This window comes from Microbacterium sp. ZW T5_56, assembly GCF_044987425.1.
GTDB lineage: Bacteria > Actinomycetota > Actinomycetes > Actinomycetales > Microbacteriaceae > Microbacterium.
The window spans coordinates 103,878-123,327 of record NZ_JBJDRI010000002.1 but is presented as its reverse complement, the minus strand read 5'-3'; the positions used below and the strand labels follow the sequence as shown (position 1 = coordinate 123,327).

Sequence of the window (19,450 nt, the reverse complement as noted above, 5' to 3'; positions counted from 1 at the left end):
GGGGTGCCGGCATCAGTGCGCCGCCGCCGCTTCGATCGACGCGCGAGTCACGCGCTTGCGGAAGACCCAGTACGTCCAGCCCTGATACAGCAGCACCAGGGGCAGGAAGACCAGCGCGGCCCAGCTCATGATCTGCAGGGTGTACGGCGAAGAGGACGCATTCTCGATGGTGAGGCTGTTCGTCGCGGGGTCGACCGTCGAGGGCAGGACGTTCGGGAACAGCGATGCGAACAGAGCGATCACGGCCAGCGCGATCGTGGCGGCGCCGAACGCGAAGGCCCATCCCTCGCGGCCGCGCAGGTTCATCACCACGGAGGCGATGAGGGCGACGGCGGCTGCGGCGGAGAGGACCAGCCCGGCGATCGAGAAGTGCGCAGCGACCGTCCACACCAGGAACGAGGCAGCGACGACGATCGAGATGAGTCCCGAGCGCGTGGCCAGCTTCTGCGCGCTGGTCCGCAGCTCACCATCCGTCTTCAGCGCCACGAAGGTGACCCCGTGCGTGAAGAACAGCAGCAGGGTGGTGAGGCCGCCGAGCAGGGCATACGGGTTCAGCAGCGTGAACAGGGTGCCGGTGAAGTTGTGACCGGCATCCAGCGGCACGCCCTGCACGATGTTGGCAAACGCGACACCCCACAGGAAGGCCGGGACGGCCGAGCCGACGACGATCATCGTGTCAAAGCCGCGCTTCCACTTCGCGCTGTCGCGCTGGTGGCGGTACTCGAACGAGACGCCGCGCAGGATGAGCGCCAGCAGGATGAGCAACAGCGCCAGGTAGAAGCCGCTGAACAGCGATGCGTACCACTCCGGGAAGGACGCGAACAGGCAGGCGCCCGCCACGATCACCCAGGTCTCGTTGAGGTCCCACACCGGGCCGATCGTGTTGATCACGTGGCGGCGCGAGATGTCGTCCTTGCCGAGGAAGGGGAGGGACATGCCCACGCCGAAGTCGAAGCCGTCGAGAACGAAGTAGCCCACGAACAGTGCGGCGACGATCCAGAACCACAGAGTCTGAAGATCCATGATGACCCCTTAGTAGACGACCGACGCGAGCGGCTTGTCGTCGACCGGTTGCTCCGTGTCGTCGATGCCCGTCTTGGCGGCCTTGATGATGAGTCCGAATTCGACCACCGCGAGTGCGGCGTAGATGGCGGTGAAGGCGATCAGAGAGATCAGCACCTCGACGCCGGACACGTTGGGGGACACCCCGTCCTTCGTTGTCATGAGCCCGAACACCAGCCAGGGTTGGCGTCCCATCTCGGTGAACACCCACCCGACCAGCGAGGCCAGCAGCGACAGGGGAGCGGCGAAGATCGCGATGTTCCACATCCACTTCTGGACGGGCTTTGCCTTCTTGCGCGTGATCCACAGACCCACCAGGGCGACGAACGCGTGTGCCAGACCCAGGCCGATCATCCAGCGGAACGCCCAGTAGGTGATCCAGAGGATCGGGCTGAAGTCGGTGAGACCGGTGTCGGCGTAGCGGACGCCATACTCGGCGTTGAGGTCTCGGATGCCTTCCACGCAGCCGTCGAAGGTGTGGGTGGACAGGAAACTCAACAGGTACGGGACGCGCACGGAGAACAGCTCGCTGGATCCATCAGGGGTGCCGAGCGTGAAGACCGAGAAGGAGGCGTTGGCACCGCACGCACTGTTGAACAACGCCTCGGCGGCCGCCATCTTCATCGGCTGCGTCTCCACCATGACAAGGCCCAGCTGGTCGCCGGTCAGCACCGTCCCGGCGACGGCGACGAGCATGCCCCACAGTCCGAACTTCAGGCTGGAGCGGAACGTGGCCGTGTGGTTGCCGTGCTTCAGGTGGTAGGCCGAGACCGCGATGATGATGCCGGCGGCGAACATGAAGGCGCCGAAGATCGTGTGCGGGAACGCGCGCAGTGCGACCGGGTTGGTCATGAGCGCCATGAAGTCGACCAGCTCGGCGCGTCCGGTGACCTCATTGATCTCGTAGCCCACGGGGTTTTGCATGAACGAGTTGGCGGCGAGGATGAAGTAGGCCGATAGGACAGAGCCGACGGCCGTCGCCCAGATGGTGAGGAGGTGGATCTTCGCCGGGAGCTTGTTCCAGCCGAAGATCCAGAGGCCGATGAAGGTCGCCTCGAAGAAGAAGGCCAGCAGGCCCTCGAACGCCAGCGGTGCGCCGAAGACGTCGCCGACGAAGCGCGAGTAGTCCGACCAGTTCATGCCGAACTGGAACTCCTGCACGATTCCGGTGACCACACCCATCGCGAAGTTGATGAGGAAGATCTTGCCGAACAGACGCGTGAGGTGCAGCCACTTCACATCCGCCGTGCGCACCCAGATCGTCTGGAAGATCGCAACGACGACCACCATTCCGATCGTGAAGGGCACGAAGAGGTAGTGGTAAACGGTCGTAAGACCGAATTGCCAGCGCGCCAGCGCCAGCGGATCGAGCAGTTCCATGGGAACGACCTCCGTGTCGTGCGCGGGCGTGTCTTACCCACGCTCTTCGACCACGATAGGCAGTCTTTCAAACCGGATTCTCAGCTTCGGGCCGTGAATAACCGTAGTGAGCCGGATTTCGGGATGAACGATTCAGCTGATCAGGAAAACCCCTGATCGGGTTGTCTATTCGATTCTCAGGAATCGGTGGGTGCGGCGGTGCTCGTCGAGGTGCGCAGCAGCTGGATCACGCAGTCGCCGGGGTTGCAGGCGGGGTGCATCCCCTCGACGACGAGCGGACCTCCGGCCTCGGCGAGAACGCTTTGGATCAGAGACATGTGGACCCCGCAGCGGGCGGCCGAGAGCGCATCGGTCGCGTGCAGGCACGGGGTGAGGTCGACGGTGAGCTGTTCCTCGTCGACGATGGGGTCAAAGCCGCTGTCTTCGAGGTGCTCGGTGATGGCGTCGAGCTGGTGCAGCTCGTCGGTGCTCAGGCCCTCGGGGATCGTCTCCGGCATGACGCGGCGCATGAGGTCGCCGTGCTCCGCGGCCTGGCGCGCCTTCTCCCGGATGATCGGGCTGGTCGCGCCGCGCTGGCCTGTTGCCGCCCGATAGAGCGTGCGCGGGCGGCCGCGTGTGGTGCGGTGTTCGGCCTCGGCGAGAACGAATCCGCTCTCCATGAGGCGCTGCAGGTGCTCGCGAACCGTGTTCGGGTGCAGGCCTGTGGCGCTGGTGAGATCGTCGATGGTGCGATCGGCGCCTTCGAGGAGCATCGCCAGGATGCGAACGCGCGATTCGCTGGAGATCGGACTGTAGCCATGGGGCGTGGCCATGACTCCAGCATGGCAGACGAAGATGAGAAACGGGTCGATAGTGTCGGTTGCATGAGTGTTCCCGTGTGTGCCGGCACCGTCCTTGGTGTGATCGGTGCCGGGCGGCTCGGGCTCGCGGTGGCTCGGCTCGCGCTCGCGGCCGGCATGACGGTGCGCGTCGCGGGCTCGGGGGCCGCGATCCGCACGCGTCAGGTGGTGGCGATGTTCGCGCCCGGGGCGGAGACGGTGGGTGCCGGCGATGTGATGGGTGCGGACGTGGTGGTGTTGGCGATGCCGTTGAGTGCGATCGGCGACATCGATCCTGCGATCCTGCGCGGGGCGATCGTGATCGATGCGATGAACTACTGGCCCGAGACCGACGGTGTGCGTCCGGAGTTCGACGATCCGTCGCACCCGACAAGCTCCATGGTCGCCGAGCGCTTCGTGGACGCACGCGTGGTCAAGGCGCTGAACCATGTGGCTTTTCGGGACCTGGAGGCGGGCGCGAAGCCGCTCGGCTCGCCCTATCGCATCGGCGTCGGCCTTGCGGGCGAGGGTGCGGCGCTGGATGCGGTGGCGGACGTGATTCGGTGTCTGGGTTTTGACGCGGTGCCGGTGGGGACTCTCGCCGAGAGTGGTGTCCTGGAGCCGCGGGGCCCGGTGTTCGGTGCGGCAGTTTCTGCGGCGCAGCTGCGTGCGCGGATCGACGCCGCGCGCTGACGTAGCGGTCCGCTCGCGGGCGGGACGGCGCTGGGGCGTTGCGCATAGCATCGGGGGATGGCCGACATGGAGATCCTGCTTGCGGGTGGCAATGCGACGGCCGCGGTGGTGCGCGTGGGGGACACCGTGCGCAAGCCCGTCGTGGCCTCGAGCGCGGCGACCACGCATTTCCTGTCGGCCATGCGTGCGGCGGGGATCGATGCTCCCCGTCCACAGGGCGTCGATGAGGCCGGGCGGTTGGTGTTGGAGTTCGTGCCCGGAGCTCTGGCGGACGACCGCGAGCCCGACCTCAGCGAGCTGCGGGACATCGGTCGGCTCGTCCGGCGAATCCATGACGCGTCGCTCGCGTACGCCCTCGAACCCGACGCCGTGTGGGACGCGATCATTCCCCCGCCCGGCGTGCCGGAGCTGATCTGCCACAACGACCTCACTCCGTGGAATCTTGTGATCGGGGAGCGCATGGTGTTCATCGATTGGGATGGTGCCGGACCAAGCACGCGCGCATGGGATCTCGCCTACTCGGCGCAGGCATTCGCGGGGCTTCATGCGGAGGCGGATGAGGTTGTCGGTGCCCAGCGTCTGCGCGCGATCGTGGATGGCTACGATCCCGACGAAGCGCTGCGGCGCGAGCTTCCCGCCCTGCTCGCCGTCCGGGCTCAGGCCATGCACGACATGCTCGCGGACGCTCATCGGGACGGCAGGATGCCGTGGGCGCGGGTGTACGCGGAAGGCCACGGCGCGTTCTGGGCAGCCGCCGCGGAGTGGATTCGTCAGCGCGAGCATGTCTGGCAGGCAGCGCTGCGGACTTGAACACGACCACTGCTGTGGGGCTGAGTGCGAGCGCCGCTGCGGACCTGAACACGACCACTGCTGCGGACCTGAACACGACCACTGCTGTGGGGCTGAGTGCGATCGTGGCTGTGAATCTGAGTGCGATCGTGGCCGTGGTGCTGGGCACGAGTGTCGCTGCCGCCGCTTGCGTGGCGTGCCGTGGAACGAGACTCGCCCGTCAGTGGCTACCCGACTTTGAGCGACCGCCTCGGCAGCCTGGCGGCCGACCCGTGGTGGCAAAGAAGGGCGCACACCAACATCACGACGGCGCCGGTGAGTGCGACTGCGGCGAGTGCGGGAGCAGGGAGCAATGGCGGTGCGGAGAGCCCGGCGGCCGTAGCGGACGCGGCCGCGATCATGGTCGGGCGCTCGGCACGCACGTGAGCCGCAAGCCGCGCCTCATCGCTTGCCATCGTGCTCGCGATCCGAATTCCGACGATCGGGTTGCGTTTGAGCTTTCCGGATGCAGCCGCGTGCACTGACCACGCAAGCAGGCGCCGGAGCCCACCATCGCCACGAACGACACGATCCCCAACCCAGTTTCGCACCCGTGTTTCGATTTGGACGGTGCCCGAAACCTCTCGCAACACGTGCGCGCGCATCGGGGAGAGTGTGCGGTTCAGTGGCTGAAGCCAGGGATTCTTGAGACCGACGGGCTCGACTGATGCGAAGCGCGTCGGAGTCTGCAGATGCCCGCACTGGCGCCACGGGCGCTGGCCGCGCGTCACCACGGTGGTTCACCATCCTCATGGACACTGGTGCCGCGGTCGTCAGATTGAAGGGGCATGGTGAAGGTGACGGTGCGGGGTTCGGGGTCTTCGGTGTAGTGGTAGCCGGCTGGGGTGATGTATTCGACGACACCGCCGGGGTGTGGGGTGATCTTCCAGCCGGCGCTGGTCTTCAACGTGTGATGCCGGCGACACAGCGGGGCAAGATTGCTGATGTCGGTCTTTCCACCATTGGCCCAGTCCTGGTTGTGGTCGATGTCGGTGTAGCGGATCGGGACACGGCATCCGGGGTGTCGGCAGTGTTGGTCGCGGTGGGTGAGGAAGCGTTTCATCTCCGCCGTCGGCCGGTATCGGTCGGTGGCGAGGACACCACCGGTGATCGGATGCGTGAGCACACGATCCCAGCCGGGCGCACCTCCCGCGAGGAGGCGGGCGGTGTCCGCATCAATCGGGACAGCACCGTCAAGTTCCGCACCATCGTCCTCACACCCGATGAGCGTGAGAACCGGGACCGTGACCGCGACCGTCGCGCGGATAGAACCGATCGCGGTGTCCACACTGCTGGGGGTGTTCGTCAGAAGCAGGTCGGCGAGGATATCGGCGCGCATCTGATCCACCGTCCGCGAATCACAGCACGCAGCGGCATCCGTACCCGCGCCCGTACCCGTGGCTGATTGATCGTCGCTGGCGCTGCCTGCCTCCGCATCCGTGACTGACTGGCTATCGCGTGCGATGCCTGCCTCTGCGCCCGTGACCGACTGGCTATTGGTGGTGGTGCCCGTGGGGGTGCCCTCACCGGTGCTCGCGCCAGGGCCGGTTCGTGCGGTGTCCTTGTTCGCGGCGCGCAGCGCGTGCGCCATCTGATCCAACCGATCCTTCACGCCATGAGCGAGCACCGACGGCAGGAAGGCGTGCAGCGTAGACATGCCGTCCAGGTCGTCCGTGACCCACACGGCCCGGGCGCGGCGCGCCTCACGATGACGTTCCGTGATCCCGACGTCGCGCACCTCCTCGGCCACGCGCGCGAGCATGCCCTTCAACCGATTCTGGGACTGAGCCCGAGCGAGCGGCAACGCACGCTCCACATACTCATCACGCGCAGGGCCGGCCTCGATCGGGAGGCCATGCTCCAAGATCACGCGAACATGCCCCCTACTGATCTCACCCGACGACAACGCCGCATGCACCGCCGGGAAATCATGAACCAGCTGATACGCATCCGACATCCAACGCTGAACCGTCCGATCACTCACCCGAATCGCAACACCCACCTCCGCCGCGAGAGACCGCAACTCCAGATCTGACTCGGACGACGCCCCCGACGCGCCCGACAGTGCGACAAGATCCGCGAACAACGCCACCTCCAACGCATCCGTCGCCGCCCGCGACCGCGTCACCGCCGCAATCGCATCCACATACGCCCGCACCACACCCACATCAGCACCCGCGTCGGCCATCGCGAAGCCTCGGGGCGGCCCGGTCTCTGACGTCTTCTCTCCCACGGCGGACCGGAGTTTGTGTCTGCTGGGCGGGGTCTGTGTCTGGGCGCCGACGCCTGAAGTCAGGGGCGCATCCCCGGACTTAGCCGGCGAGCGGAGTTCGAATGTCATGTCTCCATTCTGGCCTGCGGAATAGTACAAAAATACGAATCCACAGGCGGTGTGGATAACTCGTGGGAGATCGGGAGGATCGGCCGTCGTGTTCCTCTAGCGCTGCGTTCGGGGAGCATCGACGGCCTGCCTCGTCGACCGCGTGAGCCAACACGCCGCGGCGCCTCGATGGCACAGACCTCGACGGCAGGGACGCGACGGCGCGAACCACGACGGCACGGACGTTCGACGCCTTGACGCCTTGACGGCCTCGACGGCCTCGACGCCTCGACGCCTCGACGCCTCGACGGCACGATCCCACGACGCTCGACATCGTGCGACAACTGCACCGGAGATCGCCGAACGACCCGCGTACAAAAGACCCACCCGTGCCCCAACGGTGACAGGCACTCCAACCGATGCCGGCGAACCCCTCTGCGACGGCACCTCGCCGTAACGCAGGAATCCATCCACAGCAGTTCCGACTCAACGTCGGAGGCCCGGCGTAGCCTCGTCCGAAACACCGAACGAGAGGGAGCACCATGGCCAGCACCCACACCGTCACCAACCAGGCGCCTCCGCGCGAGGGGCTGAACGAGTACCTGCTGAATCGTCCGCTGGTCGAGGGCATCACCACGTTCGGCGCTGACTGGGCGCGCGATGAGCTCGCGAAGACGGGAGAGCTCGTCGGCACCGCGGAGTTCCAGCATGACGCCGAGCTTGCGAACACGATGGAGCCCCGACTGATCGCCTTCGATCGCTGGGGGAATCGTCGTGACGACGTGGAGTATCACCCCGCCTACCACTCGATCATCGGCGCCGCTGTGGCCGCCGGAGCGCACACCTCAGCGTGGGCGGATCCGCGCCCCGGAGCGCACGTCGCTCGAGCCGCGCAGTTCATGCTCTTCGCCCAGATCGAACCCGGGCACGCCTGCCCGGTCTCCATGACTCACGCGGTAGTCCCGGCGCTCCAGCAGTTCGCCTCCCCGGAGCTGCAGCAGACCTGGCTTCCGCGACTCCTCTCCCGTCAGTACGACCCGGCGCTGCATGCGGACAAGAAGTCGGCGCTGTTCGGCATGGCGATGACCGAGAAGCAGGGCGGCTCCGACGTCCGCGCCAACACCACGATTGCGGTCCCCGTCGGTAACGGGGAGTACCTGCTGCGCGGCCACAAGTGGTTCTGCTCTGCTCCGATGTCCGATGGCTTCCTGGTCCTCGCTCGAGCCCCCGGCGGTCTCAGTTGTTTCCTCCTCCCGCGGATGTTGCCCGATGGGCGTCGCAACCCGTTCGCGATTCAGCGCCTCAAGGACAAACTGGGCAATCGGGCGAACGCGTCCAGCGAGATCGAATTCGACGCCACCCACGCCTGGCTGGTGGGCGAAGAGGGACGCGGCGTGCGGACCATCATCGAGATGGTCAACCAGACCCGGCTGGATTGCCTGCTGGGTTCGACAGCCGGGATGCGTCAGGGCACCGCAGAGGCGATATGGCACACACAGCACCGCTCCGCCTTCGGAGCTACTCTCGCCGATCAGCCCGCGATGACGCAGGTGCTGGCCGACCTGTCGATCGAAACGGAAGCCGCCACGGTCGCCTTGCTCCGCATCGCCGCTGCGTATGACGCCGATGCTCCCGCAGCGGATGAGCCGTTCCGGCGCCTGGCCACGGCGGTCTTGAAGTACTGGGTCTGCAAGCGCGGTCCGGGCCATGCGTACGAGGCACTGGAGTGTCTCGGTGGGAACGGGTACACAGAGGCACTCCCCCTTGCTCGCCGTTACCGAGAGCAGCCGGTGATGGCAGTCTGGGAGGGGTCCGGGAACGTGATCGCCCTCGACACGCTGCGCGCCCTCGCACGGGAGCCCGACTCACTCGACGCGTATCTCGACGAAGTCCGCGAAGCAGCGGGAGCGGACCGGCGCCTGGACGATTTCATCGATCAGACTGCGGCACTCGCGCGTCGGGCCGCGGCGGATCCTGGCTCTGCCGAGGCGCAGACCTCCGCACGCGCACTCACGGAAGCGCTTGCGGTGGCCCTTCAGGCGTCGCTGCTCCTCCGCCACGCACCCACCGCCGTATCCGATGCCTTCATCGCCACGCGCATCGACGGCGCGCGAGGTTTCCTCTACGGCGCGGGGAGCATCGCGGATGCGGCGATGATCGTCGAGCGCCACTCCGGAACCTTCCCCTGATGTCCGAAGCACATGGGATCATGGCCGCATGCGCACGATCCTGAACATCATCTGGCTGATCCTCTCGGGGTGGGCGCTGTTCCTCGGCTACCTCCTCGCCGGGATCCTGCTGTGCATCCCGATCTTCACCATCCCGTGGGCGATCGCCTCGTTCCGCATCGCCGGCTACGCGCTGTGGCCGTTCGGGCGCGAAGTCGTGGCCAAGCCGACAGCGGGAGTCGGGTCCTTCCTCGGCAACGTGGTCTGGGTGATCCTGGCGGGTTGGTGGTTGGCCATCGCACACATCGTGTCGGGAATCGCGCTGTGCATCACCATCATCGGCATCCCCATGGGCATCGCCGACTTCAAGATGATTCCGGTCTCGCTCGCCCCTCTGGGTAAGGAGATCGTCTCGACCCGACGCGGGTCGTTCGATCGGACGCTGTGACAGACGATGCCCCACACGTCGGATTCTGCTGAGGAGCGCTCCACCACGGTGAGGCGCAGCGCACTGCGCATGCAACAGCCGATTGATCGCTTCACCGTGTTCGACCGTGTCGCGTTTCTCATCGGCACCGTTGCCGCCGTCTGGCTGGCGACCCTTCTCGTGCTGCAGGGATTTCGCACCTGGTGGGGGCTCGGACTCGCGCTGGTCGTGTGGGCGCTGCTCGCCTATCTCGCCCTGCCACGACTGCACAAGATGCTCTCCGACCTTTACGTTCCGGACTACTTCTTCGGGCGCACCCGGACCGCGGATGGTCTCCTCGGCGACCCCGTAAACCTCGCCGTGGACGGCTCGTTCGACCAACTCGACGCGGTGATGCGTCGTGCCGGGTGGCATACGGCAGACGAGATATCACCGTCCTCCACCTGGAGGATCATCACCTCGACGCTGACCCGGCGCTCATACCCCACGGCGCCGGTGTCGAACCTGTACCTGTTCGGCCGTCGTCAGGACGTCGCGTACCAGCAGGAGGTCGCGGGAAATCCGAAGCAACGACATCACGTGCGCTTCTGGCACACGCCGCCGGACTGGCCTCTGCCGGGAGGTGCGCGCGTGGACTGGCTGGGGGCAGGCACCTATGACACCGACGTGGGGGTCTCGCTATTCACCCTCCAGATCACCCATCGCATCGACGAGGACACCGATGTCGAGCGCGACTTCGTGGTCTCCTCCGCCGTGGCCGCAGACGACTCCGTTCGCGTGGGCGTGCTGAGCGACTTCACGACGGGATATCACTCGCGAAACGGCGGTGGGGATCGGTTCATCACGGACGGCGACCTGCCCATCCTCGATCTGTCCGGGGTGGAGCCCTCCCTCGCAGACACCACGACAACGGCGCGCTACGTGGCAGAGAAGCGGGCGCGTCCGCCGATGACCACGATTGTCGGGGCGATCATCGTGCTGATCGGTGCGCTGCTGAGCGGCCTCGACATCGTCAATGCCCTCACGAACACGGCAGGCCTCGATGACATCGAGATCGCTGCACTCTGGGTCATCCTGGGGATCTTCGCAGTCGCACTCGTGATCCAGATCGTGCTGGCCATCAACATGCTCCGCGGCGGTCGGCGCGCCCGCAACACCCTCATCATCCTGCTCACGATCACCATCGTCGGCGCCGCGGCCAGTTACCTCGATGGCACCATCGCGCTCGGCCTGGACTTCGCCCTACTCAACGCCACGGTCCAGTGCCTCGGCCTCCTCGCGCTCACCACGGACTCCGCCGGAGCCTGGTCACGACGCCGGCTCACCGACGATCTCGACGCAACGCCGCACGAGGCACCATAGACGCGGTGCTTCTTTACAGCAGAATCTGCCGCTTTTACAGCAGCCCCGCACAGCGACCCGTGCGCGCCGCAACGGCGAAGGCCCTCGATCCCCGTGTTTCCCAGGGACCGAGGGCCTTCGCACTCGGGTGTCACTTCGGCGGAGAATGGGGGATTCGAACCCCCGAGGGCTTTAACACCCAACACGCTTTCCAAGCGTGCGCCATAGGCCACTAGGCGAATTCTCCTCGGCTCAATGAGCCACACACGATCCTACCCTGTGTTGCGGTGTGCTCATGACCGGGCTGAATGCCCGGGCGCGTCACGTGGAGGCCGCTCCGCGCCGCGTTAGCAGGGACGCCGGCAGGAACATGGCGCGGCGCCGGATGCGCGTGCTTGACGTCTCGCGCCAGATCCGATGCACGTTGGCCACTGCTGCAGCGAGGGCCTCGCCTTCGTCTCCGGCATCGCCGGCGCGAGCGTAGCTGGCTCGTTCGATGGCGGTGCGCAGCAGATCGAGTTCGTCGCGCGGAGCACCCGTGGCCGTGACGATCCGATCAACGAACTCGCGCGGGGTATCCGAGTCGTCAACTCGGACACCATGGTCTGTCGCGTCCGCCTGAAGCTCGGTCCATGCCGCTGCCGCGTCGCCACCGCGTGCCGCGGCCATGCGTCGGGATCGGAGAGCGGTGCGCGCAGCGAACGGGGTCAGAGCGATGGCAGCCGCGACCACGATCCACCCGAGAACGGCGAGGAGGGCACCCAGATCGAACGTCGGCCCGCCGCCCGTGGCACCGGTGTCCGTGGGGTTTTCGATGTCGGGCCGCTCCGGCTGAGCACTGGCGGTGGGCGTCGGGGCGGCGGCGGTCGGTTCACTCGGATCGGTGCTGGTGGGAGCCGCCGAGAGGAACCGGGTGGCCACGCCGAGGCTGGCCGTGGGCTCGAACGGCACCCAGCCGATCCCGGCGAAGTACACCTCCGGCCACGTGTGGAGCTGGTCCGAGGTGACCTCGTACTGCACCCTGTCGTCGACACTCGTGCCCGTCGCTTCGCCGGGAAGGAAGCCGAGCGCGATGCGTGCCTGCATGCCGAGGTCACGCGCCATCAGCGTGAACGCAGCGGCGAAATGCACGCAGTAGCCGCTGCGCTGGGTGAGGAACGCTTCGATCGCGGCGGCGCTCGATCCGTCGTACCCGTCTTCGACCGGAGCGGCCAGCGAGTACGAGAACTCGCTCGAGCGGAACCAGGTCTGCAGAGCGAGCAGCTTGTCGTAGTCCGTGGCGGCGGCTGCCGTCACCTCTGCGGCGTACTGGTGCAGCAGCGGCGCCTCTTCCGCTGAGAGCCCGGTGCTGGCGCCCACCTGTGCCGACGCTGCGCGAATCTGCTCCAGAGACGGAGCGGCGGTCGAGTAGAACGTGGTGTAGACCAGGCCGTTGATCACCCGACCATCCGACGCAACGGTCCGATTATCGGGATCCGCTCTCCACGAGGAGTCAACTCCGGTCAGATCGAAAGGCTCCGCAGGCAGCGGCAGCATCGTGGAATCGACGCCATCGACGTCCACGGCCATCTCATGGGTCGTGGTCGTGATGGCGGGATCGCGCGGCTCGGGGAACTGGGCGAGCCACTCCAGATCAACGCGTTCACCTTCATCCGGCTCCCAGACGCTGCCCGTGAACGCCGACATGGTCGTGAGGCGAAGGTACGGCACCGGTCCGCCATCAGTGGTGAACGTGAGCATGCGGGTGTTGTTCGGACGGCGGAGGTCCTCGCCGAGGTCAAGAGTGGCATCGATGCGGTTCGCGCTGCCGAGTCCGAAGCCGTTCAGCGAACCTGTGCCGCCGCGGGGGAGGAGTGGGGCGACGACCATCGCTGCGACCAACCCGATGACGACCGAAGCGATGCCGGCACCGACGACGCCACCCGGGCGCAGGCCGCCGCGCAGTCGCACGCGGCGATACAGCAGCGCCGCACCGACGGCGATGATCAGGGCGATCGCGACCGCATCGCTGCCGTGGGGAAGGATCGCGGACGGCGCGAGCGCGAGCGCCAGGGGGATGAGGATCGCTGCGACCGTTGCGCGCAAGGTCGTGACGATGAGGTCGGTCAGCACGGTGATCAACGCGATGGCCGAGACGAGTAGGAACGAGAGGGTGGGGTCCTCAGGCATGGGCGCGACGCCCTCGCGGATCTGCTGCACTGCGCCGCCCGCGAGCAGATCCCAGCGACCGAACACCTCGGGTGTCGGAATGACGAGCAGAATGGCCTCGGTGGGGGCGGCAAGCACGGTGGCAGACCCGAGTCCGACGAGCACCTGAGCGATGAGGGCACCGATCCCGGCCGTGCGAAGCAGGCGCATCAGGAAGCCGACACCGAGGAGCACGGCGATCGTCAGCACAGCCTGCACGCGCCAGGTCTCGCCGGAGAAGATCCGCCCGAACGGCACGAGAGCCAGACACAGCAGCACACCCAGGAGCAGTGTCGTGATCGCGTCGGCGGGGCGACGGGGGCGACGGGGGCGACGGGCGTCCGGGTGCGGGAAGCGCGTCGGCATCTCACGGGCGCGGTTGGCCGGTGCCGGAGCCTCACGGACGACCATGGGTCACCTCCGCGCCGACCGCACGCGCCCAGGCCGAGCGCAGTGCGGTCGATCCCGATTCGGCGACCACGCCGGTGCGCCAGCCGCGGGCCGATGCTCGTTCCACTCCTGATCCGACGGCACCCACGGCGATCAGCACCGGAAGGGACGAGCGCGCCGCGATGCTTCCGGTGGCGTCGACGGCTGCGTCGACGCGTCCTGCCGTGATGAGCACGACAGGTCCGAGCTCCGCGGCCATCGGGGCCACGCGCACGGCAGCGTGCACACTCTGCAGCCGCGCCAGCACGGCCAGAGAGGAGCGGATGCCGTCTTCGTCTGCGATATCGGCAACGAGCGTCGATCCGGACGTGTCGGTCAGCGTGACGGCGTATCCGTCGCGAACCAGCCGCACCACCACTGAGATCGCGGCGGCCAGTGCCGTCTCAAGATCTGTGGACGCGGATCGTCCCGCGTCAGGCTGGCGCACTCGGTCGATGATCACCGTCGCGCGCGGCGTGCTCTCGAACTCCTCCTGACGGACCATGAGCTCATCGCGATGGGCCGTCGCCCGCCAGTGGATCCGACGCAGCGAGTCGCCGGGCGTGTAGGGGCGCGCGATCAGATTGTCGGCGCCCTCGACGGCACGCGGCGACATCGCCGAGTGCGTGCCGCCGCTCTCGCCCGCTGCCTCGGACAGCGAGGGGAGCTCGTGCACCTCCGGCCCGACGAGGACGGAGAACGACTCGCCCATCGTCGGCATCCGTCTGGCGAGCCCGAGAGCATCCACGAGTCCGACACGCAGGGGTCCGACGCTGTGATCGCCCCGAGCTGTGCCCGTGAGCTCGTATCGGATCAGGACACGGTCGATGCGCTGGTCGCTCGGCGTCACGATGCCGCTGGCGCGACCCGCAAGGCCGGCCGGCACACGCTCGCTCCAGCGCGTGAGACCCGCGGGCGCGGACCCTGTAGACCACGTGGCCGCGACCTCGATCTTCTCTCCGACCGCCGAGACATCGGGAAGGACGCGGTGCTGCACCACCCCGGCAGCGCCGCCGAACCACAGAACCGCGAGGCTGCTCAACACCAGCAGGGCGAGCGCCACGCCGGCGTAGATGACGGCATCGAGTCCGATGCGCAGGCCCACGACGGCGATCACGAGCCCGACCACGAAGAGCACGGTGCCGCGGGTCGTCAACGGCCAGAGCGGACTTCTCATGTCAGCGGCGGCTCGCGATCGGCACCGCAACCCGGCGGGTCAGTCCGGAGAGCACCTCGTCGATGATCTCGTCGTTGCTGGCACGACCGAGGGCGGTGCGCGTGGGAAGCAGACGATGCGCGAACACGGGGGAGAGGAGGTCGGTGACGTCGTCGGGCAACACGAAGTCGCGACCGTCCAGGGCCGCCCACACCTTCGCGGCGCGCACCAGCTGCAGGGTGGCGCGCGGCGATGCGCCGAGTCGAAGATCCGGATGGACGCGAGTGGCCTGTGCCAGGCGGACCACATACTCCTCGATGAGAGGCGACACATGAATGCCCCGCACGAAGCGGATCATCGCCGTGATCTCCGCGGCATCGGTGACGGGGCGGAGCTCGGCGAGCGGGTTGCCGGTGTCGCGCTGGCGGATCATCGCCTGCTCTGCCTGCGCGTCGGGGTATCCCATCGACAGGCGCACCAGGAATCGGTCGCGCTGCGCCTCGGGAAGGGCGTAGGTTCCGTCCATCTCGAGAGGGTTCTGCGTGGCCACCACGATGAACGGCCCGGGGAGCGGGCGGGAGAGACCGTCAACGGTGACCTGGCGCTCCTCCATCGCCTCCAGCAACGCCGACTGCGTCTTGGGCGACGCGCGGTTGATCTCATCCGCGATCACCACGTTGGCGAAGATGGCCCCCGGCTTGAACTCGAACTCACGCGTGACCGGGTTGAACACCGACACGCCCGTGACGTCGCCGGGCAGCAGATCCGGGGTGAACTGGATTCGTCGCACCTCGGCGTCGACGGACGCGGCGAGCGCGCGGGCCAGCATCGTCTTGCCGACTCCCGGCACGTCTTCGATGAGCAGGTGACCTTCGGCGAACAGACACACCAGCGCGGCGTCGATCGCGGCACGCTTGCCATCGATCACCCGTTCCACCGACTCCACGATGCGACCCACGACTGCCGAGAAGCGATCCTGGTCGACCGCGGCCCCCGCGTGGTCGGCTGCTGGCGCTGGTGCCGGAGTGGTGCCCTGATCCATCGGAATCCTCTCGTCCGCGATGCCCGCTTGCGCGGGTCGGAGCGGTGCCCTCGGGTGTGACAACACCGTCCGGGCACACTCTAACCGGGCCAGGTGGTCAGAGGATGCGTGCGGAGCTTGTTAGACTGGGGACAGCTCTCCGCGCGGCGGTATCCAGGCCAACTCCCCCAGGACGGAAACGTAGCAAGGGTAACCAGGCTCTGCCGGGTGCGCGGAGAGTCTTTTCATGCCCGGGACAGTCGTGTCGCCGGGCGTTTTGCTTCGGTCCGCGGCGCTCTGCCGCTACTGTGAGCCGATGCGCAGCCTGAATCAGATGTTCTTCAGCCCGACCCACCCGGTCGGTGCCACGGGGAACGTCATCGTCTGCGGGTCGCTCGCGACGAGACGATCGTGAAGGTTGAGTTCGTCTTCGGGACGATCATCATGCTGGTCTTCTTTCACGTCGCGCCGATCGCGCTGCTGACCCCGCTCAAACTCCAGCGTTTCTTCTCTTCCATGAACTCGGCGATCTATGGCCCGCCACCGCAGCCGGCGCAGGATGATCTTGACGAAGACGGTCAGCCGCTGACGCCCGAGGAACGGGAGCGACGAGCGTTGAAGCCTGGACAGGCGCAGTTCTGGGGCGCGAGCGCACTGCTGATCGTCATCATCAGCTTTCCCCAGGTGACGACCCATACGGGCTTTGCTCCCAACTCCACGGTGAATCCGTTTCTGGCAACGGCACTGGCGTTGATCGCCGGAATGTCGGTCGCGGCGATCGGGCTCCTCTGGGCTCCGACTCCCGCCGTGCGCCGCCGGGTCCCATTTCTCGCGGCGCATCCCGGTGTGACCACGAGCGCGCTGCTGTTCATCTGGGCCGCAGCAATCAGTGCACTCGTCGCGCACCTGTTCGGATTGTTCTGAGCCCATGCGACCCGTGGAAGACACCCTCAACCTCCACGACCTTGTGGTGCGTGTTCCGCTGCGACGCGTGGACGCGGCGGTGCTGGTGTACGGCTTGGACGCCAACTTCGTGCGTACCGAGGACATCGTCGCCATCGAACAGCAGCGCGACGAGAGCGGCATCGACCTGTCGCCGCCGGAGCAGCGCATCGCCCAGATGTACTTCGAACTGGATCGGATCGAGATATCGTCCGCGATCCGCGAAGCCGCGTTGCTGGTCGCCACGACGCCGGAAGAAGCTCATCGCCTCTGGTTCGAAGTAGCGATGGTGCGGCTCGCCGACGAGTGGCCAGACGACGAGCGAGGCCTCGTGCTGATCGCCACCCTGCTGGATCATTTCCTGATGCATGACGAGTTCATGCACCTCTGGTATATGGCACCGCGGCCCTCATGGAGCCGCCGCGTCAGCGCCGCCGAGTTGGCAGCGAAGTTCCGTGAGGCTGTTCGGCCGATGCGCGCGAGATTGCAGGGATGACGAGCCTTCGCTGAATATCTCCAGCCGCGTTCACCGGCGCCCCGCCTAGGCTGGAAGCGTGGCGAAGAGCATCTACATCACGTCAGCTGAGGGACACACCGGCAAGTCCGCGATCGCGCTGGGCGTGCTGGACCTCCTCACCCGCACCACGGCTCGTGTGGGGGTGTTCCGCCCTATCACGCGCTCGCGCGACGAAATCGACAGCGTGCTTGCGATGCTGCTCGATCATGACGGCGTCGAGCTGGATGCAGCAGCGGCCACCGGCGTCACCTACGACGAGGTGCGCGCCGACCCCGAGGCGGCGCTGTCGCAGATCGTGGAACGGTTCAACGCGGTCAAGGCCCGGTGCGAGACGGTCGTGATCATCGGCAGCGACTACACGGATGTCGCGAGCCCCACAGAGCTCGGCTTCAACGCGCGCATTGCCGCGAACCTCGGAGCGCCGGTTCTCCTCGTGCTCGGCGGTCGAGCCCAGCTGGGACAGGGCGAGCAGCTCGGGACGACCACGGCTCGCAGCGCGGCCGAGATCGCCGCCACCGCTGACATCGCGATGACAGAGCTGCGCCACAGCCGTGCTCACCTGCTCGCGGCGATCGTGAACCGCGCCGATCCCGCGCAGTCCGAGGGGATCATCGCCGCGGTCTCCGCTGCGATCGTTGCCGACGGCGCTGCGCCCGGAACCCCGGTGTGGGCGATTCCCGAAGATCGCTCGCTGGTTGCGCCGTCCGTGCGGGGAATCATGCAGGCAGTGGACGGGCGACTCATCCAGGGCGATCCTGAGCTCATGACCCGCGAGGTGCTGTCGGTCGTCGTCGCCGGCATGTCGATGGTCAACGTGCTGCCGCGGCTGCAGCAGGACGCCATGGTGGTGATCGCGGCGGACCGTACCGATGTGCTGCTGGCGACCCTGCTGGCCAACGCGTCCGGCACGTTCCCCTCGGTGTCCGGTATCCTCCTCAACGGGCCGTTCCCGCTCCCGGAGGAGATCACCCGACTGCTGGACGGTCTCTCCTCCTCGCTCCCCGTGATCGCGACGGACCTCGGCACATACGACACCGCGCTGCGAGTGATGCGCACTCGGGGCCGGCTCGCGTCCGACTCGCGTCGACGTCTCGATCGGGCGCTGACGCTGTTCGACACCAGCGTCGATACGGACGTGCTCGCCCAGGCGCTCGGTGTCGCGAGCACGGACGTGGTGACGCCGCTGATGTTCCAGTACGCCCTCGTGGAGCGGGCGCGCGCGGACCGACGGCACATCGTCCTGCCCGAAGGCGATGACGATCGCATCCTTCGTGCCGCGGCCACGCTCGAGGCTCGGGGGGTGGCCGAGCTCACGATCCTCGGCGACGAGCAGGCAGTGCGGGCACGAGCGGTGGAGCTCGGTGTGGACCTCGGCGGCGCTCACATTCTCAGCCCGTTCGATCCCGAACTCGTGAAGAGCTTCGCCGAGGAGTACACGCGGCTGCGCGCTCACAAGGGCATGACCCTGGAGCGCGCAGCGGACACCGTGACGGATGTGTCCTACTTCGGCACGATGATGGTGCACCTCGGACTCGCGGACGGCATGGTCTCTGGTGCCGCACACACCACGGCGCACACGATCCGCCCGGCGTTCGAGATCATCAAGACCCGTCCCGGCACGTCGGTGGTCTCCAGCGTGTTCCTGATGGCGCTCGCGGACCGGGTGCTGGTCTACGGCGACTGCGCCGTGATCCCGGATCCCACCAGCGAGCAGCTCGCGGACATCGCGATCTCGTCGGCAGCCACCGCCACGCAGTTCGGCATCTCGCCGCGCGTGGCCATGCTGTCGTACTCCACCGGGGAGTCGGGATCCGGTGCCGATGTCGACAAGGTGCGCGCGGCGACCGCCCTGGTGCGAGAACGTGCGCCCGAGCTGCTGGTCGAGGGTCCGATCCAGTACGACGCAGCCGCCGATGCGGCTGTCGCTGCAGCGAAGATGCCCGGATCCGAGGTGGCCGGACGCGCCACGGTGTTCATCTTCCCGGACCTGAACACGGGCAACAACACCTACAAGGCGGTGCAGCGCTCTGCCGGCGCGGTAGCGATGGGGCCGGTGCTGCAAGGTCTCAACCGACCGATCAACGACCTCTCCCGCGGCGCGCTGGTGGAGGACATCATCAACACGGTGGCCATCACGGCCATTCAGGCACAGGGGGTCTGA

At 67.1% G+C, this 19,450-nt stretch carries 15 protein-coding genes, 1 tRNA gene and 1 other RNA gene; 9 read left to right on the top strand and 8 right to left on the bottom strand.

Going from position 1 to position 19,450, the window contains the following annotated elements; genetic code table 11:
- Positions 1 to 12 precede the first annotated feature (12 nt).
- The 3 genes from cydB to ACI3KU_RS01940 form a co-directional block, all read right to left on the bottom strand.
- Complete coding sequence (gene cydB, locus ACI3KU_RS01950) at positions 13 to 1,023, bottom strand: cytochrome d ubiquinol oxidase subunit II (protein ID WP_404920599.1); 1,011 nt, start codon at positions 1,021 to 1,023, stop codon at positions 13 to 15.
- A gap of 9 nt (positions 1,024 to 1,032) precedes the next feature.
- Complete coding sequence (locus ACI3KU_RS01945) at positions 1,033 to 2,442, bottom strand: cytochrome ubiquinol oxidase subunit I (protein ID WP_404920598.1); 1,410 nt, start codon at positions 2,440 to 2,442, stop codon at positions 1,033 to 1,035.
- Positions 2,443 to 2,618: 176 nt separating this feature from the next.
- Positions 2,619 to 3,254: an ArsR family transcriptional regulator gene (locus ACI3KU_RS01940; protein ID WP_404920597.1), complete on the bottom strand. Its 636-nt coding sequence runs from the start codon at positions 3,252 to 3,254 to the stop codon at positions 2,619 to 2,621.
- 51 nt (positions 3,255 to 3,305) lie between these two features.
- Here ACI3KU_RS01940 and ACI3KU_RS01935 point away from each other — a divergent pair, with 51 nt between their 5' ends.
- The gene (locus ACI3KU_RS01935) at positions 3,306 to 3,953 is read left to right on the top strand and encodes an NADPH-dependent F420 reductase (protein WP_404920596.1); all 648 of its coding nucleotides are present in this window, start codon (positions 3,306 to 3,308) and stop codon (positions 3,951 to 3,953) included.
- 57 nt (positions 3,954 to 4,010) lie between these two features.
- The gene (locus ACI3KU_RS01930; protein WP_404920595.1) at positions 4,011 to 4,763 is read left to right on the top strand and encodes a phosphotransferase; all 753 of its coding nucleotides are present in this window, start codon (positions 4,011 to 4,013) and stop codon (positions 4,761 to 4,763) included.
- A gap of 745 nt (positions 4,764 to 5,508) precedes the next feature.
- Here ACI3KU_RS01930 and ACI3KU_RS01925 read toward each other — a convergent pair.
- Positions 5,509 to 6,969, bottom strand: a complete 1,461-nt coding sequence (locus ACI3KU_RS01925; RefSeq protein ID WP_404920594.1) for a DUF222 domain-containing protein — start codon at positions 6,967 to 6,969, stop codon at positions 5,509 to 5,511.
- A 674-nt stretch (positions 6,970 to 7,643) separates the two neighbouring features.
- On the opposite strand from ACI3KU_RS01925, the gene ACI3KU_RS01920 reads away from it, so the two are divergent.
- Genes ACI3KU_RS01920 through ACI3KU_RS01910 form a run of 3 tightly spaced genes read left to right on the top strand, consistent with a single transcriptional unit; the run spans position 7,644 to position 11,058 of the window.
- The gene (locus ACI3KU_RS01920; protein WP_404920593.1) at positions 7,644 to 9,290 is read left to right on the top strand and encodes an acyl-CoA dehydrogenase family protein; all 1,647 of its coding nucleotides are present in this window, start codon (positions 7,644 to 7,646) and stop codon (positions 9,288 to 9,290) included.
- Positions 9,291 to 9,318: 28 nt separating this feature from the next.
- Positions 9,319 to 9,717, top strand: a complete 399-nt coding sequence (locus ACI3KU_RS01915; RefSeq protein ID WP_404920592.1) for a YccF domain-containing protein — start codon at positions 9,319 to 9,321, stop codon at positions 9,715 to 9,717.
- 48 nt (positions 9,718 to 9,765) lie between these two features.
- The gene (locus ACI3KU_RS01910) at positions 9,766 to 11,058 is read left to right on the top strand and encodes an LssY C-terminal domain-containing protein (protein ID WP_404920591.1); all 1,293 of its coding nucleotides are present in this window, start codon (positions 9,766 to 9,768) and stop codon (positions 11,056 to 11,058) included.
- A gap of 139 nt (positions 11,059 to 11,197) precedes the next feature.
- On the opposite strand, the gene ACI3KU_RS01905 is transcribed toward ACI3KU_RS01910, so the two are convergent.
- The 4 genes from ACI3KU_RS01905 to ACI3KU_RS01890 form a co-directional block, all read right to left on the bottom strand.
- A tRNA-Ser gene (locus ACI3KU_RS01905) sits at positions 11,198 to 11,284 on the bottom strand.
- Positions 11,285 to 11,358: 74 nt separating this feature from the next.
- Positions 11,359 to 13,635, bottom strand: coding sequence for a DUF3488 and DUF4129 domain-containing transglutaminase family protein (locus tag ACI3KU_RS01900; protein WP_404920590.1), 2,277 nt, complete (start codon positions 13,633 to 13,635; stop codon positions 11,359 to 11,361).
- Positions 13,622 to 14,830 carry a DUF58 domain-containing protein gene (locus tag ACI3KU_RS01895; RefSeq protein WP_404920589.1) on the bottom strand — a complete coding sequence of 403 codons (1,209 nt, stop codon included), beginning with the start codon at positions 14,828 to 14,830 and terminating at the stop codon, positions 13,622 to 13,624. Before ACI3KU_RS01895 ends, ACI3KU_RS01900 begins: the two co-directional genes overlap by 14 nt.
- Position 14,831: 1 nt before the next feature.
- Complete coding sequence (locus tag ACI3KU_RS01890) at positions 14,832 to 15,851, bottom strand: AAA family ATPase (RefSeq protein WP_404920588.1); 1,020 nt, start codon at positions 15,849 to 15,851, stop codon at positions 14,832 to 14,834.
- A gap of 130 nt (positions 15,852 to 15,981) precedes the next feature.
- Between ACI3KU_RS01890 and ffs the strand changes: the two genes are divergently transcribed.
- The 4 genes from ffs to pta all read left to right on the top strand — a co-directional run bounded on the left by ffs (position 15,982) and on the right by pta (position 19,450).
- Positions 15,982 to 16,078, top strand: an RNA gene (gene ffs / locus ACI3KU_RS01885) — signal recognition particle sRNA small type.
- A gap of 163 nt (positions 16,079 to 16,241) precedes the next feature.
- Positions 16,242 to 16,754 (top strand): hypothetical protein, encoded by a 513-nt coding sequence (locus ACI3KU_RS01880; protein WP_404920587.1) that lies wholly within the window; start codon positions 16,242 to 16,244, stop codon positions 16,752 to 16,754.
- 4 nt (positions 16,755 to 16,758) lie between these two features.
- Entirely contained in the window at positions 16,759 to 17,268 is a 510-nt protein-coding gene (locus ACI3KU_RS01875) for a hypothetical protein (RefSeq protein WP_404920586.1), read from the top strand.
- Between the two features lie 58 nt (positions 17,269 to 17,326).
- Positions 17,327 to 19,450: a phosphate acetyltransferase gene (gene pta, locus ACI3KU_RS01870; protein ID WP_404920585.1), complete on the top strand. Its 2,124-nt coding sequence runs from the start codon at positions 17,327 to 17,329 to the stop codon at positions 19,448 to 19,450.